General features: G+C 53.0%; 10 protein-coding genes. 9 read left to right on the top strand and 1 reads right to left on the bottom strand.

What is annotated here, in order from left to right; genetic code table 11:
• Window positions 1-378 precede the first annotated feature (378 nt).
• Window positions 379-885 carry a DUF6702 family protein gene (locus tag ACXYMU_RS14520; RefSeq protein WP_458987129.1) on the top strand — a complete coding sequence of 169 codons (507 nt, stop codon included), beginning with the start codon at window positions 379-381 and terminating at the stop codon, window positions 883-885.
• 71 nt (window positions 886-956) lie between these two features.
• Here the strand turns inward: ACXYMU_RS14520 and ACXYMU_RS14515 are convergent, their stop codons facing one another.
• Complete coding sequence (locus ACXYMU_RS14515; RefSeq protein WP_458987128.1) at window positions 957-2,945, bottom strand: OmpA family protein; 1,989 nt, start codon at window positions 2,943-2,945, stop codon at window positions 957-959.
• A gap of 223 nt (window positions 2,946-3,168) precedes the next feature.
• Between ACXYMU_RS14515 and lon the strand changes: the two genes are divergently transcribed.
• The 8 genes from lon (at window position 3,169) to ACXYMU_RS14475 (ending at window position 16,799) form a co-directional block, all read left to right on the top strand.
• A complete protein-coding gene (gene lon / locus ACXYMU_RS14510; RefSeq protein ID WP_458987127.1) occupies window positions 3,169-5,652 on the top strand; it encodes an endopeptidase La in 2,484 nt (827 codons plus the stop codon).
• 123 nt (window positions 5,653-5,775) lie between these two features.
• Entirely contained in the window at window positions 5,776-6,795 is a 1,020-nt protein-coding gene (porQ, locus tag ACXYMU_RS14505; protein ID WP_458987126.1) for a type IX secretion system protein PorQ, read from the top strand.
• A 68-nt stretch (window positions 6,796-6,863) separates the two neighbouring features.
• The gene (hslU, locus tag ACXYMU_RS14500) at window positions 6,864-8,258 is read left to right on the top strand and encodes an ATP-dependent protease ATPase subunit HslU (RefSeq protein WP_458987125.1); all 1,395 of its coding nucleotides are present in this window, start codon (window positions 6,864-6,866) and stop codon (window positions 8,256-8,258) included.
• 209 nt (window positions 8,259-8,467) lie between these two features.
• The gene (locus tag ACXYMU_RS14495; RefSeq protein ID WP_458987124.1) at window positions 8,468-9,196 is read left to right on the top strand and encodes an SDR family NAD(P)-dependent oxidoreductase; all 729 of its coding nucleotides are present in this window, start codon (window positions 8,468-8,470) and stop codon (window positions 9,194-9,196) included.
• 311 nt (window positions 9,197-9,507) lie between these two features.
• Entirely contained in the window at window positions 9,508-9,771 is a 264-nt protein-coding gene (locus ACXYMU_RS14490; RefSeq protein ID WP_458987123.1) for a DUF4212 domain-containing protein, read from the top strand.
• A 25-nt stretch (window positions 9,772-9,796) separates the two neighbouring features.
• Window positions 9,797-11,488: a sodium:solute symporter family protein gene (locus tag ACXYMU_RS14485; RefSeq protein WP_458987122.1), complete on the top strand. Its 1,692-nt coding sequence runs from the start codon at window positions 9,797-9,799 to the stop codon at window positions 11,486-11,488.
• A gap of 197 nt (window positions 11,489-11,685) precedes the next feature.
• Complete coding sequence (acs, locus tag ACXYMU_RS14480; RefSeq protein ID WP_458987121.1) at window positions 11,686-13,587, top strand: acetate--CoA ligase; 1,902 nt, start codon at window positions 11,686-11,688, stop codon at window positions 13,585-13,587.
• A gap of 734 nt (window positions 13,588-14,321) precedes the next feature.
• Window positions 14,322-16,799: a family 16 glycosylhydrolase gene (locus tag ACXYMU_RS14475; protein WP_458987120.1), complete on the top strand. Its 2,478-nt coding sequence runs from the start codon at window positions 14,322-14,324 to the stop codon at window positions 16,797-16,799.
• Window positions 16,800-16,974 lie beyond the last annotated feature (175 nt).

The raw sequence follows: 16,974 nt of genomic DNA, 5'->3' as shown, positions 1-16,974 counted from the left end.
CCTGGGCTACTACAGCTAACTTAAAGCCCAGGGTATAGTCGCACTGAGTACGCTTGCTTTTTTTCTCTTCCCCTTTTTCCATATAAGGTTGTGTTTAGTGTCAACCTATTTCAGGACGGGACACAGTTATATATAAGAGGAAGGGCTTGCGATGGCAAGCCCTTTTTTTATGCCCATACCTTCGATCAAATCAGCTTTTATACTTAATCATTCGGTTCTGATAGTCTGCGGAATGGATGGTAACGGAATAATCCGGAATTTTGAGCACGGTTTTTGGGTTAATCCCGAGTAACAAAACACTGGCAAGGTATGGCTCGGGAATTGGATACTCAAAGGCTTATATCTCCTGGCAGTAACAGCCACCATCAACAGAATTCTATGCTTAAGAAACTCTTACTAAGCCTGCTGCTGCTAGCAGTTATGCTGCCCGCACACTTGGCAAGCGCTCATGATTACCACGCCAGCATCACAGATGCCACGTACAACCCACGCACTAAAAGCCTCCAGGTGGCGGTAAAGGTGTTCCGGGATGATCTGGAAGACGCCCTTTCGCGGCAGGCCAAAACGAAAGTGAAGTACAGCAGCACTTCCGAAGAGGTACAAAAGCAGCTGGCCAACTATGTAAAGCCCCGGTTGGCGTTTGAAGTAGAAAAGGGAAAGGCCCTGCCCGTGAAGTTTGTAGGCTCTGAGGAAGAAACCGATGTGGTATGGCTCTATGTGGAAGTGCCCATGAGACAGACTTCCTTCGCGCAGCTTTATGTGAAAAACGCCATCCTGACCGATTTGTTCTCAGACCAGATGAACATCGTGAATGTGAGCCATAAGGGCAAGGTGGAGAGTGTGATGATGCAGCGGGGCGACGCAGCCAAGAAGCTGACGTTTTAACGTAGCCTAGTATAAACAGCAGCGGGGCAAGAGTACTTCAGGTGCTCTTGCCCCGCTGCTGTTTATACCCCCTAAGGCTTATTTTTTTTAGGCTTGATGATAGTAAACTCCACCCGTCGGTTCATGCGGCGGTCTTCCTGGGTTTTCTCCTCGCGCAACGGCTTCTGGCTGCCATACCCTATGGCGTCGATCCGGTCATCCAGAAGATTAACTTTCTGGCCTATATAACGCTTGATGGCGTCTGCCCTGTCCTGGGAGAGCGAGAGGTTAAAGGCCGGGTCCCCGAAACCATCTGTATGGCCTGCAATCTCCAGCCGATAGCTTGGGTGGTCGATCATAAACAGGGCCACATCATCCAGGATTGACTTCATCTCGTCTTTTATGGTGGCAGAATTCTGATCAAACTCAATGTTCTGGAACACCATCGGGATGCTGTAGTCAATTACCGTGGTCATCACCTGAAAGGTCGTATCCTGCTGTAGCGACAGTTCCCGCTCAATCGTGAAGAAGTCGGGGCTCTGGATGAGTATCATGTAGCGGGTGTTATCGATCAGGTCAAACTCGAAAGAGCCGTCCGGCCGGATATACTTCGAGGAGATTTCGATGCCGTTGTCCATGTCGATGATAGAGATGACCCCAGCCAAGGGCTTATGGGTAACTGAGTCCGTTAAAATTCCCTCTACTTTGGTAACCGCCAAGGGGTGGGCCTCCATCGGTAGTGGGAAGGAGTATAAATCCAGGTTATCGATATCATCTGCCTCGGAGCGGGCATAGTATAGGTTCTTGGACTCCGCATCGATGGTGAAGTAATACTCACTGCCGCCTCCGTTTACCAATGGGCCAATGTTACGCGGCTCCTGCCATTGTCCCCGTTGCCGGTAAGTTTTGTAGATATCGAAATCGCCGAAATTATAGAGCTGCCCCCTGGAGGAGAAATAGAGCACTTGGTAGAGCGGATGGAAAAACGGGCTAACCTCACTCTCCCGGGTGTTCACCACCGGCCCCAGGTTTCGGGCAGGCGCCCAGCTGCCGTTTTTGAGCTTGTGGGTAAAGTAAATGTCAGACAAGCCGAAGCCACCTAGGCGGTCAGAGGCAAAGTACAGCGTGTCTTCGTTGGCGGTAAGGGTAGGCTGCGAGTCCCAGGCTTTGGAGTTGACCGTTGGCCCCAGGTTAGCGATCTTGCCCCAAGTGCCGTCTACCTGCAGGGTGGCGGTATAGAGGTCGCAGTTGCCGAAGCCGTCAGGAGCCTCGCAGCGGGCAAAGTACAGCGTTTTGCCGTCGCGGCTCAGGCAAGCCGACCCCTCGTTGTAAATGCTGTTGATCGGTTTCCCAAACGACTGCGCCTGCTCCCAGAACCCGTCGTTTTGCCTGCTGTAAAACAAGTCCTCGTTCACCTTCGTTTCCATCCCCTGGTAGTTCACGTTGCGCTTGGATGTGAAGATGAGCTGTTGGTTTCCGCTCGCCAGAGCAGGGCCATAATCGGCGTAATCCGAGTTAATGGCATTGCCCATGTTAACATAAACGCCTTTCGGTGGTTTATACACCGCAATGGACTTGCGGTACTCTACCAACTCGTAATAATAATCAAGCGACACGTAGTAGTTCTTGTCGTTTTGGTCGAGCGAGTCGTAGTGCGAGAGCACTTTGCGGGCATCGGAGCGGTGGTGCTTCAGCACCAGGCGGTAGAGCGCCTTAGCTTTCTGGGGGTGTCCCTGCCTTTCGTAGAGCTGCCCGAGGCGCCAGAGCAGCTGCGTGTCTTTGTAGAAGTTCTGAATACCGAAGTTGCGCACATACTGTTCCAGCAGGGGCAGCACCTGGTCGTATTTCCGACGCTTCTCTAATTTATGTATCGTGGCAAGCGCCTTAGGCTCGTGATAGTAAGGGATTTTATTTAAATTGGGAAATTCAGGTTGATACGCCGAACTGGAACCGTTTTGCGGCCCTTTTTTGCCGTTAGCCAAAAGCAGTGGGGTATGTTTATACTGTTGCCCAAGGCTCCTGTGGATGGGGCCAAAATGAAGAAGCAGTGTAACGCTGAGCAGCAGGTATAATCGTATCATGCGTTTAAAAATAACCCGGAACTCAAAGATATCAAAACTTCGATGTATTTGGTGCTGGAAGCAGGCCCAAGTACAGGCTGTTGCCAAAAATTGACCAGTAATTTGCTGTTTGCCCTTAATACCACTGCCATCCTGAGCTTGGCACAAGACTTGACAATACATTTCAGAACAGAAAAACGGGGGACTTAAAGTGTTTTTCTGTCATAATGGCATTAATCTATATATGAACCATACATTCAAGCATTTCTTACACAACCTACTATTGAGCGGAATTTCTGAAAACGATGAGGCAGAGCTGATTCCAATAATCACGGCCGAAATCGAGGATGACGTTAAGACAGAGGATTTACCCGACGAGCTGCCGATACTGGCCGTGCGTAACACGGTGCTATTTCCGGGGGTAGTGCTGCCAATAACGGTTAGTCGCAAAAAATCTGTAAAGCTGGTGCGCAAAGCCCATACCGGCGACAAGATCGTGGGTGTGGTGGCGCAGAAGAACACACTCAGCGACGACCCCTTGGGCGAAGATTTATATGAGGTAGGCACAGTGGCCAAGATCCTGAAAATGCTGGTCCTGCCAGACGGCAACACCACGATCATCATTCAGGGGCAGAGCCGTTTCAAGATAGACGAGATTACCAAGGAGGATCCTTACCTGACGGCCAAAGTAAGCCTGTGCGAGGAAACGCCGCTGGATAAGAAGAGCAAGAAAGTGAAGGCGCTGGTGCAGTCGTTGAAAGACGCGGCCGGCAAGATGCTGAAGCTGAACCCCGAGATACCGCAGGAGGCGCAGGTGGCGCTAGATAATATCGACAGCCCGAGCTTCCTGACGCACTTCCTGTCGAGCAACCTGAACGTAGAGGTAGCCCAAAAGCAGGCCCTGCTGGAGGTGAACGACAGCACCGAGCGCGGCACGCAGTTGCTGGAGCTGATGCTGGTCGAGATTCAGATGCTGGAACTGAAGCAGGAGATACACTCCAAAGTCCATACCGATATTGACCAGCAGCAACGCGATTATTTCCTGCGTCAGCAGATAAAAGTGCTGCAGGATGAGTTGGGGCAGGAGGGGCCGGACCAGGAGATCGAGCGTTTCCGGGAGCGTGCCAAGAAGAAGAAGTGGAGCGAGCCGGTAGCTAAGCATTTCCAGAAGGAGATTGACAAACTAGGCCGACTGAACTCACAGGCTGCTGAATACCCGGTGGCGGTGAATTACCTGGAGTTTTTGCTGGACCTGCCTTGGAACGAAAACACAAAAGACAATTTTAACCTGAAGCGCACCAAAAAGATATTGGACGCAGACCATTACGGGCTGGAGAAGGTAAAGGAGCGCATTCTGGAGTACCTGGCCGTTCTAAAGCTGAAGAACGATATGAAGGCGCCGATTCTGTGCCTTTATGGACCTCCGGGGGTTGGTAAAACCTCCTTGGGCCGTTCGGTTGCCAAGGCGCTGGGCCGTAACTATGTGCGTATGTCACTGGGTGGCGTACGCGATGAGGCGGAGATTCGCGGGCACCGCCGCACCTATGTGGGTGCCATGCCGGGCAAGATCATCAGCCAGATCAAAAAAACAGGTTCCTCTAACCCGGTGATCATCCTGGATGAGATAGACAAGCTGGCTTCTGATTTCCGAGGCGACCCGGCCTCTGCCTTGCTGGAGGTGCTGGACCCGGAGCAGAACCATACCTTCATGGACAATTACCTGGACGTGGAGTATGACCTGTCCAAAGTGCTCTTCATTGCCACGGCCAACTCACTCGATACCATTCAGCCCGCCCTGCGCGACCGTATGGAGATCATCGAGATAACGGGCTATACCCTGGAGGAGAAAACCGAGATTGCCAAGCGCCACCTAGTGCCCAAGCAGGTGAAGGAGCACGGCCTGGAGCCGGAAGACGTAAAAGTGCCGAAGCCGACCATCCACAAGCTAATTGAGGATTATACCCGCGAGTCGGGGGTGCGTAACCTGGAGCGGAAGATTGGGCAGCTGGTGCGCAACACGGCCAAACTGAAGGCGATGGAGGAGGAGTATGCCAAGTCCATCAAGCCCGAGGACGTGACCAAGATCATGGGCTCGGAGATCTTCGACAAAGAGATTTACCAGGACATCGACACAGCCGGTGTGGTAACAGGCCTCGCCTGGACCTCAGTGGGCGGCGATATCCTGTTCATCGAATCCATCCTGAGCCGAGGCAAAGGCAAGCTCACGCTGTCGGGCCAACTGGGCGATGTGATGAAGGAGTCGGCCATGACGGCGATTTCTTACCTGAAAGCACACGCTGAACTGCTGGACATCGACTACCGTTTGTTCGACCAGTATGACCTGCACATCCACTTCCCGGAAGGGGCGGTGCCGAAAGACGGCCCGTCGGCGGGTATAGCCATTTTTACCAGTATTGCCTCGGTGTTTACGCAGCGCAAGGTAAGAGGAAGACTGGCTATGACGGGTGAGATTACGCTGCGCGGCAAGGTATTGCCAGTGGGAGGTATAAAGGAGAAAATCCTGGCAGCCAAACGTGCCGGTATCACCGACATCATTTTGTGCCAAAAGAACAAGAAAGACATTCACGATATCCCGGAGCAGTATATTAAAGGCGTCACCATTCATTATGTGGACCGCGTAGACGAGGTGGTTCAAATCGCTTTGCTGAGAGAAAAGGTGAAATACCCGCTAAAGCTGACGGTGCGGGAAGAGAAGACGGAAGAGTAATTGAATTTTGAAAGACTGATTTTTGAATATCGAAATAGCACATTCAATTATTCAAAAGTCAGTTATTCAAAATTATTCTATATAGCAGCCACAAGAATGTGTTTCCATAAGCCACTGCTAAGTTTGTTTCTGCTATGCTTTGCGCTATCGGCGCAGGCACAGGTGGGCGGGCAGCGGGCTTTTTTGTTTCTGGAGTTGCCCAATAGCGCCCGGCAGGCGGCGCTGGGCGGCGTAAATGTTTCGGCGGGAGGGCACGATGTGAACATGGTGGCCGCCAACCCGGCCCTGCTCAACGCGGAGATGGACAACCAGCTTTCACTGAGCTATATAGGCTACCTGGCCGACATCCGGCAGAGCAGCGTGGCCTATGCTTTCAACTCAGAGAAGTACGGGCGCTGGGCAGCAGGTATAAATTACCTCAACTATGGCGACTTTGTGCAGCGCGACGCGACCGGGGCCGGGGAGGGGAGTTTCAACGTAAACGATTATAGCCTTAGTCTGAGCCACGCCCGGCAGGTAGAGGCCTTCCGGATGGGTATGACGGCTAAAGTTGCAGTGTCCAGCATGGCAGGCAACAAAGCCGTGGGCCTGCTAGCCGATGCCGGCGTGGCGTTTATACACCCGGAGAAAGACCTGACCGTAGGGCTAGCGTTTAAAAACGTGGGCTACCAGGCAAAGGCCTACGACGGGGCGGAGCGGCAGCCCATGCCTTTCGATGCCCAGCTGGGTATAAGCTACAAACCCGAGCACATGCCCGTGCGGCTCTCGCTCACGGCGCACCGCTTATATCAGTTCGACATCGTATACCTCGACCCAAACGCACCCGGAGAGCTGGACGAGAACGGAAACGAGGTGAAAGCCGAAAAGCAGCTGGGCGATAAAATTGCCCGGCACTTTGTAGCAGGAGCAGAGTTTGTGTTCAGCAAGAACTTTCAGGTGCGGGCCGGGTATAACCATTTGCGCCGCCGGGAACTTCGCCTCGACACGCGATCGGGGGGAGCCGGTTTCTCGCTAGGGGCCATGCTGCGGGTCCGGGCTTTCGAGTTGAATTACAGCAGCGCCTTTTTCCATCCCTCGGGGGCCACGCATTACGTTACCGTGAGCACCAACACCCAAACGTTCCTGAAAAAGAAAACTATTTGACAAACTGAAAGGCTGTCGTATTGTTTGACAGATAGCGCCAGCCACCAAATCAATAAGAAGAAAAGACTATGTTAGACAATATAGAGCATTTAACCCCTGCCCAGATCGTGGCAGAGCTTGACAAATACATCATTGGGCAGCACGACGCCAAACGAAACGTAGCCATTGCGCTCCGTAACCGCTGGCGCCGCATGAACGCACCCGAGAACATCCGGGCTGAGATCGTGCCTAACAACATCCTGATGATCGGGGCAACCGGCGTGGGTAAAACTGAGATTGCCCGCCGTTTGGCCAAGATAGCAGATGCGCCTTTCACCAAAGTGGAGGCCTCTAAGTTTACGGAGGTCGGCTACGTGGGCCGCGACGTGGAGAGCATGGTGCGCGACCTCGTGGAGCAGTCCGTGAACATGGTGAAGCACAAGAAGAAAGAGGAAGTGAAGGCCCGTGCCGCCGAACTGGTGGAAGACGTGATTTTGGATGCACTCATTCCGCCTATTCAGGGCCGCGGCACCACACCCACCTATACCTCCTCCGACCCTAATGTGATGCCCGACACAGACTATGAGCTAAACGAGCGCACCCGTGAGAAATTCAGAGAGAAGATCCGCAATGGTGAGTTGGAAGACCGCAAGATAGAGATCCGGGTGCAGCAAAGCAGTATGCCGGGCGTAGGCGGACTAGCGCCAGGTATGGACGAGGCCTCCATGATGAACATCCAGGAGATGATCAGCGGGATGATGCCGAAGAAAACGAAGAAGCGCAAGGTAACGATTGCCGAGGCGCGCAAAATTCTGTTGGAGGAAGAAGCCACCAAGCTCATCGACATGGATGAAGTAAAGGAAGAGGCTATTTTCAAGGCAGAAAACTCCGGCGTGATCTTTATTGATGAGATTGACAAGGTGGCTAGCTCCAGCAAGAAAGGCGGCGGAGGCCCCGATGTGAGCCGCGAAGGTGTACAGCGCGACCTGCTGCCCATTGTGGAAGGCTCGTCGGTGAACACTAAGTACGGCATCATTAACACCGACCATATCCTGTTCATTGCCGCCGGTGCGTTCCACGTGGCCAAGCCGTCCGACCTGATTCCGGAATTGCAGGGCCGCTTCCCGATTCGTGTGGAGCTGAACAGCCTGACGAAGGACGATTTCTACCAGATCCTGAAGTTCCCGAAGAACGCCCTGACCAAGCAGTATGAGGCACTATTAAAGGCTGAGGACGTGGAGCTTACCTTCAACGACGAAGCGCTGGACGAAATCGCGTCAATTGCCTTTGAGGTGAACACGGAGGTGGAGAACATCGGTGCCCGCCGTCTGCATACCGTGATGAGCCGGCTGCTCAACGATATCCTGTTTGATGTTCCGGACAAGATCAGCGCAAACGCCCATATCGTCATCACGCGCGAAACAGTGCAGGGGCGGCTTTCAGGCATGGTGAAAAACCGCGACCTGAGCCAGTATATTTTATAATTACGAATTACGAGTTTCGAATTAAAAAGCTGGCCCGAAAGTCACTTCCGGGCCACAGGATAAAGGTGAGTCTGTGACGCGCGAAGTGCATAAAAGGCTGGTGTTGCTGCTACGGCAGGAGTACCAGCCTTTTTTATATACCACCGCAACAAGCAAAGTATCTACACCATACATTCCGCCGTATTTCTACTATTACCCATCCCAAAACTATGAACATCTATATTATAACAGGAGCCAGCAAGGGCATTGGCAAGGCCATTGCCGAGGAACTGCTGAAAGACGAGAACAACCGCGTAGTGGGCGTGCAGCGCACCAACAGCATACAGCACCCCAACTACCGCCACCAACCCCTGGATTTTTCGGACATCGAGGCCGTGGAGCATAACCTGCAGAAAGTGTTTTTACCCTACGCGGACGCCGAAAAGCTGGTGCTGATCAACAATGCCGGCACGCTGGGCGACATTGGGTATGTGGGCGAAGGCATGCCCAACGAACGCTTCGAGTTTGTGTTTGACATCAACGTGATTGTGCCGGCCATGCTGATGAACACTTTCCTGGAGGCGTACCGCCTGCATCCGGCTCAAAAGGTAGTCGTAAACATCAGTTCCGGCGCAGGCAAGTACCCTGTGGATGGTTGGGCCAGTTACTGCGCCTCCAAAGCGGCCATCGATATGCTGTCGCTGACGGTGCAGAAAGAGCAGGAGGTGCGCGGCACAGGCACGAGGGTATACGCCCTTTCGCCGGGTGTGGTCGATACGGCCATGCAGGCGAATATCCGGGAGGCAGACAGCAGCCGTTTCAGCAACGTGGCGAAGTTCAGGGATTATAAAGCGAATGGCGAGTTAGCCACGCCCGAAGAAGTTGGCTGGAAAATCGTGAATTTTCTACATCAAACAGACCAGTATAACGAAGTGATCGTCTCGGTACGGGATATGTGACGTATACCAGAATAACATTAGAGCGGAAAGCCTAACCTTGTCGGTTGGGCTTTTTTTATACCTGTCGCGCTAGTTTTTTGCCAAACAAGAAAGTGCAGCACTAAAGCATTGCAAATTTTATATGGATATGCTACCTTGTGTAGCTAAGTGTTTAATCACTGCAGGGAGGCAGGGGCTGCCCAGCTGGTATTACGGTTTTGGCCGTGAGAATCAGTTGGGCAATTTCCTCTCCGTTGCGGGATTATAGGTCAGATTAGCTTAAACCTTTTAGCCTGATCCGGGCAAGGTATACCAGATAACCCTTGGAAAACATGGAAGACAACAAGCAAAAAATGAAAGCCTATTGGCGGCGCAATGTGCGGCTGCTGCTCATTCTGCTGGGCCTCTGGTTCTCGGTTTCCTATCTGTTTGGGATTGTTTTCGTGGAGGAGCTGAACCAGTTCATGCTCGGCGGTTACAAGCTGGGCTTCTGGTTTGCCCAGCAAGGCGCCATTTACTGCTTTGTGGTCATCATCTTTATCTACGTGATTATGATGAACCGCCTGGACCGGGAATTTGACGTGGACGAAGAATAACCTAAACTGCTATAGATACGACACCATGGGAATTTTAGCCTGGACCTACCTCATCGTAGGGATTACATTTGCACTGTACATCGGTATTGCTATCTGGTCGCGCGCCGGGTCTACCAAAGAGTTTTACGTGGCTGGCGGGGGCGTGAGTCCGCTGGCCAACGGCATGGCCACCGCCGCCGACTGGATGAGTGCCGCTTCTTTCATTTCCATGGCCGGCCTGATCTCCTTTATGGGGTACGACGGCTCGGTATACCTGATGGGCTGGACGGGCGGTTACGTGCTGCTGGCCCTGCTGCTGGCACCCTACCTGCGCAAATTCGGGAAGTTTACCGTGCCCGATTTTGTAGGCGACCGCTACTATTCCAGCACAGCTCGCCTGGTAGCCCTGATCTGTGCCATTTTTATTTCGTTTACCTATGTGGCAGGCCAGATGCGGGGCGTGGGCATCGTGTTCTCCCGCTTCCTGGAGGTGGAAATTGAGACTGGGGTGATTATCGGGATGATCATTGTGCTGTTTTACGCTGTGCTGGGCGGTATGAAGGGCATTACGTATACCCAGGTGGCGCAATACTGCGTGCTGATGTTTGCCTATATGGTGCCAGCCATCTTTATCTCGGTGATGCTGACCGGCAACCCTATCCCACAGCTTGGCCTGGGCGGCGACCTGGCAGACGGCACACCGCTGCTGGCGAAGCTGGACGGTATGCTGACGGAGCTGGGCTTTGCACCGTATACCAGCGGCACCAAATCCACCATCGACATCTTCTTCATCACAGCGGCGCTGATGGTGGGCACTGCTGGACTGCCCCATGTGATTGTGCGCTTCTTTACGGTGCCGAAAGTGAAGGATGCCCGTAAGTCTGCCGGGTATGCGCTGGTGTTTATCGCCATCCTCTATACCACGGCACCGGCTGTTGGCGCTTTCGGGCGCTACAACATGCTTACCAACATCAGCAACAGGTCCATCTCTGAAATGCCTAACTGGGTAAAGAACTGGCAGAAAACGAAGCTGATCGACATTGAAGACAAGAACGGTGACGGCCGCATCCAGTATGTGAAGGACCCGGCTACCAACGAACTCACCATCGACAAGGACATCATGGTGCTGGCTAACCCCGAAATTGCGGGGCTGCCCAACTGGGTAATTGCCCTGGTGGCGGCTGGTGGGCTGGCTGCGGCCCTCTCTACGGCAGCAGGACTACTGCTCGTCATCTCCACGGCCATCTCCCACGACTTGCTCAAGAAAACCCTACGCCCGAACATCTCAGAGAAGAAAGAGCTGCTTGCCGCGCGTTTGGCCGCTACGGCGGCTGTGGTGGTGGCAGGTTATTTCGGGATCAACCCGCCGGGCTTTGTGGCCGAGGTGGTAGCGTTTGCCTTCGGACTGGCGGCAGCCTCTTTCTTCCCTGTTATCATCATGGGCATTTTCTCGAAGCGCATGAACAAGGAGGGTGCCATCTGGGGTATGGTGATCGGGCTGATCTTCACGGTGGCCTATATCTCTTACTTCAAGTTCATCAGCCCGGAAGCCAACCAGCCCGCGAACTGGTGGTTCGGCATTTCGCCAGAGGGAATCGGTACGTTGGGCATGCTGCTCAACTTTGCGGTATCCTTTGCAATCTCACGCCTGACACCGCCGCCTCCGGCCTACATACAGGACCTGGTGGAGGATATCCGCATTCCGCGCGGGGCAGGGGTTGCCACGGTGCACCACTAACACCATTTGTGCCAGCCTCCGACATCAGAAGTGCACCGATAGGTTTAAAATAAGCGTAGAAGGTCTAACCTGCTGAAGACAGAAAGGTGTTGCAGTACCATCTTCGCACGAGCACCAGGTGGTAGCAAAGCTCACCCAGCGATGGCGACACATTTGAGAGTGAACGTTAACCTACATAAACTATTGAAAAACAAATCATGACGAACTATCAGGTTAAAACCTATGAAGAATACCAGGAGGCCTACCAGCGCAGCGTGGAAAACCCAGAGGGGTTCTGGTCTGATATAGCCGAAACGTTTACCTGGCGCAAGAAATGGGACAAGACCCTGGAGTGGAACTTCGACGAGCCGAACGTGAAGTGGTTTCAGGGCGGCAAGCTAAATATCACCGAAAACTGCTTGGACCGTCACCTGAAAACCCGCGGCAACAAACTGGCCCTGATCTGGGAGCCCAACGACCCGAAAGAACGCTACATCCGGTATACCTACCGCGAACTGCACGAGAAGGTATGCCAGTTTGCCAACGTGCTCAAAAACAACGGGGCCAAAAAAGGCGACCGCATCTGCATCTATATGCCCATGATTCCGGAGCTGGCCTTTGCCGTGCTCGCCTGCGCCCGCATCGGGGCCATCCATTCGGTGGTGTTCGCCGGCTTCTCGGCCTCAGCCATGGCCGACCGCATCAACGATGCCCAGTGCAGCATGGTGCTGACCGCTGACGGCCTGAACCGCGGCTCGAAGCAGATACCGGTGAAGCGCGTGGTGGACGAGGCGTTGGAGCAGTGCGACAGCGTGCGGAAAGTAGTGGTGGTGGAGCGCCTGGGCTGGGCCGTGAACATGGTGGAAGGCCGCGACGTGTGGTACCACGAGGAGGCAAAGGACGTGAGCAAAGAGTGCCCTGCCGAGGAGATGGATGCCGAGGACATGCTGTTTATTCTGTATACCTCCGGCTCTACGGGCAAACCAAAAGGCGTGGTGCATACCTGCGGCGGCTACATGGTATATGCGCAGTACAGCTTCAGCAACGTGTTTCAGTATCAGGAAAGCGACGTGTACTGGTGCACCGCCGACATCGGCTGGATAACAGGCCATACCTACCTGCTGTACGGGCCGCTGCTCTCGGGCGCCACTTCGGTGATGTTCGAGGGCGTGCCGACGTATCCGGACAATGGCCGTTTCTGGCAGATCTGCGACAAGTTTGGCGTGTCTATTTTCTATACTGCCCCTACGGCCATCCGCTCGCTGATGGGCGGCGATATTGAGGATGTGCTCTCGTATAGCCTCGACTCGCTGCGGGTACTGGGCTCTGTGGGCGAGCCGATAAACGAGGAGGCCTGGCAGTGGTACTATCGCCACGTGGGCAAAGGGCGCTGCCCGGTGGTAGACACTTGGTGGCAGACCGAAACAGGCGGCATCATGATCTCGACGCTGGCTGATGTAACCCCCATGAAGCCAAGCCACGCCGGACTGCCGCTGCCGGGCATACAGCCGATACTGGTAGACAGCGACGGCAACGAGATAACTGAGAACGGGGTGGAGGGCTATCTGTGCATGAAGTTCCCGTGGCCGGGCATTATCCGGACAACCTACGGCGACCACGAGCGCGCCCGCCTCAGCTACTTCTCCACGTACAAGGGCCTCTACTTTACCGGCGATGGCGCGAAACGCGACGAGAATGGCCTGTACCGCATCATTGGCCGTGTAGATGATGTGATCAACGTATCCGGTCACCGCTTCGGAACAGCCGAGATTGAGGAAGCCATCAACCACAACGACCACGTGATAGAGTCGGCGGTGGTGGGCTACCCGCACGATGTGAAGGGGCAAGGGATTTATGCCTTTGTGACGCTGAAAGACCGACCAGAAAACGAGGACTGGCTCCGTGCCGAGATTATCGAAACCGTGGTGGAGAAGATCGGTAAAATTGCCCGTCCGGATAAGATACAGATCGTGAGCGGACTGCCCAAAACACGCTCCGGCAAGATCATGCGCCGCATCCTGCGCAAAGTGGCTGAAGGCGACACCTCTAACCTCGGCGATACCTCCACACTGCTGGACCCAACGGTGGTAGAAGAGATTAAGGCAGGCGCAATAGCTTAAGCGTCTCCGGTCAAATTAAAAGCCCTGCAGTTCTATACTGCAGGGCTTTTTTATGCCTCCTATTTCGAAAGTTTTTTCAGGATTCGGCTGATGCTGTTGCGTGAGGAGTTGCCAATTTCACTAAAATCGTACTTAAAAGGAGATGTGCAGTCTTGCTGTTGGTCCTTCTTCTCATGTGGGTTGCGCGTGCTTCTAGCATCGTGATACCCGGTATGCGGGAAGCTTACGGGTAGGACTTTAAAAAGGAACTGCGATTTCTCCATTCACGAATGAAGAGCATTCTTCTCTCCATTTTAAGCGGATTTTATGCCGCAGGCCATTAGCTTTTCAAGTATTTTTGAGAGTCATTTCTTTTCAGTCTGTGACTTACTGCCCTAAGCATCACTGCACGTTTTACAGCTTTAGCCTTTCGATACCAGATGCTCTGTTTTCTCATAAAAATACTAAGTCACCTCGGCACACTTTCTTCATCCGCAGTGGTACTGCTGGAGGTCATATAGCGTCCCATGTTCATGGGTAACTTACGAGCTTTATAATTTAGCCAAAAAAACAAAGTGAGGGATCACTCATATTTATTCTTTGTTATGTGATTTTTGATATTGATTTTTGCTGAATGACGTATTCATGACGTACTGTTTGAAGTAAAATTGAGGTATGTGCTCACTCAACTAAGCAATTGGTTAGGAGTACATTAGGTATGTTAAATGTCGTACAAATTAACTTACCCCCTAAACATGATGAAAAACAGTTACAGAAAGTGGTTTATGGCAACCTTTATGGTTGCTGTGGCATTTATTTGCCCGAGACTAATATATGCACAGCAGTGCCCAAATGTAGTATGGGCCGACGAGTTTAATGGCAGTACACTAGATGGAACAAAATGGAGTTACCAGACCGGTGACGGTTGCGCAGAAGGTATATGCGGATGGGGTAATAGCGAATTGCAATATTACCAGGAGAGCAACGTAACCGTAACCAATGGCCAGCTCCATATCACGGCCAAAAAACAACGGGTGCAGTCGAAGGCGTATACCTCTGGCAGAATCCGGTCGATCAACAAAGGCGACTGGACGTACGGGCGCTTCGAGGCGCGCATCAAGCTTCCGGCAGGCAAAGGCTTATGGCCGGCTTTCTGGATGCTGTCAACGGACGAAGCGTATGGCGGCTGGCCAAAAAGCGGTGAGATCGACATCATGGAATATGTGTCGGCGGAGGCAAACAAAGTATTGGGCACCATCCACTACGGCGATCCATACCCTAACAACCAGCACACGGGTGCTAATTATTACCTGAACTCAGGTTCTTTCTCAGATGCTTTTCATGATTTTGCGGTTGAGTGGGAGCCGGGCGTAATTCGCTGGTTTGTGGATGACATTCTTTTCCTGACAAAAACCTCTCAGGACATCGCGCCTTACAACTGGCCTTTCGATAAGCGTTTCCATTTCCTGCTGAACGTGGCAGTAGGTGGTAACCTGGGTGGTACTGTAGACGACAGCATCTTCCCGAAGGCTATGGACGTGGACTATGTGCGGGTATACAGTGGCTTCAAGCCTTACGCTACCGGTAAACGCGTGGTGCTGAACAAGGAAACCGGAGTGGCCTACAGCGTAGGCAACCTTGATGCAGGTACTTCAGTAACCTGGGCTGTGCCAGCAGGCGCTACCATCACTTCAGGCCAAGGCACCAAAAATATCACGGTAAACTTCGGCGATGCCAGCGGTAACGTGTCGGCTACCTTCTCCACCACATGCGGTTCGCAGCAGATAAACGTGCCAGTGGAAGTAGAGCCTCCGTTCGTGAGAGAGTTCAGCTTCGAAAACTTCGATCAGCCGGCCACTGCCACCTTAGGAACTTACACCGGTACGTATTCCAAAGTAGCGAACCCTTCTGCCAGCGGCGTAAACACATCCGCCCAGGTAGGCAAGTACATTCGTAGCTCTACTCAGCAGTATGATTTGATTACCTACAACGTAACCAATATCACCGACGCTAGCCTGTACACCAGCAAGAGCAAGAAGTTTTACCTGGACGTGTACACCAGCGCACCGGTGGGCACCGAAATCACGCTGCAACTGGAAACGTCAACGGCCACGTCCAGCAATTATCCTACCGGGCGACATAGCCGGTATACCGGAAAAACCACTGTGCAGAATCAGTGGCAGCGCATCCCGTTCACGCTGCTCGACAGACCTGATGGGGCGGCCTCCAACACAGGCGTCACAAAAATGATCCTGCTCTTCGCCTCTAACACCTATACCGGCGATACCTATTACTACGACAACCTGGACAGCTACCAGGCAGGCACCGCAAATGCTGTCCCTACTGTTTCCATCACATCACCGGCTAACGGGGCCAGCTTTGCCTCTGGCGCCTCTGTTGCAGTAGCCGCAAACGCCGCTGACACTGATGGCACGATCTCCAAGGTAGAGTTCTTTGCTAATGGCAACCTGATCGGCACTGCTACTAGCAGCCCATACAGCATAAACTGGGTGATAGGTACCGGTACCTATGCCCTGACAGCCAAAGCAACAGATAATGCCGGTGCCACAACTACTTCAGGCACTGTTTCGGTAACAGGCCAGGGCGGTAGCGCCACATCCCTTGCTGTATCCTCTATCGTAACAGGCACGGTAAGTGCCAGCGGAGGCAACAAGTATGGTTTAGCAACGGTAACGATTAAAGACAACTTAGGAAACCCTGTGGCTAATGCAACGGTAACGGGCACCTTCTCTGGTTCTTATACCGGTACAAGGAGCGGCATAACCGGAGCGAACGGTACAGTGGATATTGTAACCACCAGCACTGCCAAAGGTACTGTTACCGTGAACTTCTGCGTGAACAGCGTGACACACGGCACCCTGCCATACGATCAGTCTAAAAACACCGTTACCTGCACAGGGGCTGGGGCGACCAGCATGAACACCAGCACCACACAAAAAATGAGCGCGCCTGAGATGGCCAGTATACAGGCATACCCGAACCCGTCGAAAGGCGCGTTTACGCTGAGTGTAAACCTGCCAGCTAAAAGCGATGTACAGGTGACTTTGTATGATATTCGGGGCAGAATGGTAGAGCAGGTGCCAACTGCTACCCTTTCTGCCGGAACGCATAGCCTGTCCTTCGACAAGAAGGTGAAAGCAGCAGGGTTATACCTGATTAAGGTGCGCGTAAACGACCAAGAGTACCAGTTGCGACAGGTGAATCAGAAATAACCTATTCTATACTTTATACAAAGGCCCTGGGGAATAAATACCCAGGGCCTTTTTGTTTAAGGGAGTCGGTATAGCACAGCTTCTGTTTTCAGTTGCTGGCAGCCGTGCGGGATATATTGTTCTTCTATTCCAATACCTGCTGTCCTTTCGAGCCCTGGCAAGAAAAATGGAGTGT

This window comes from Pontibacter sp. CAU 1760 (assembly GCF_054482735.1).
This window is presented reverse-complemented; position numbering and strand designations above follow the sequence as displayed.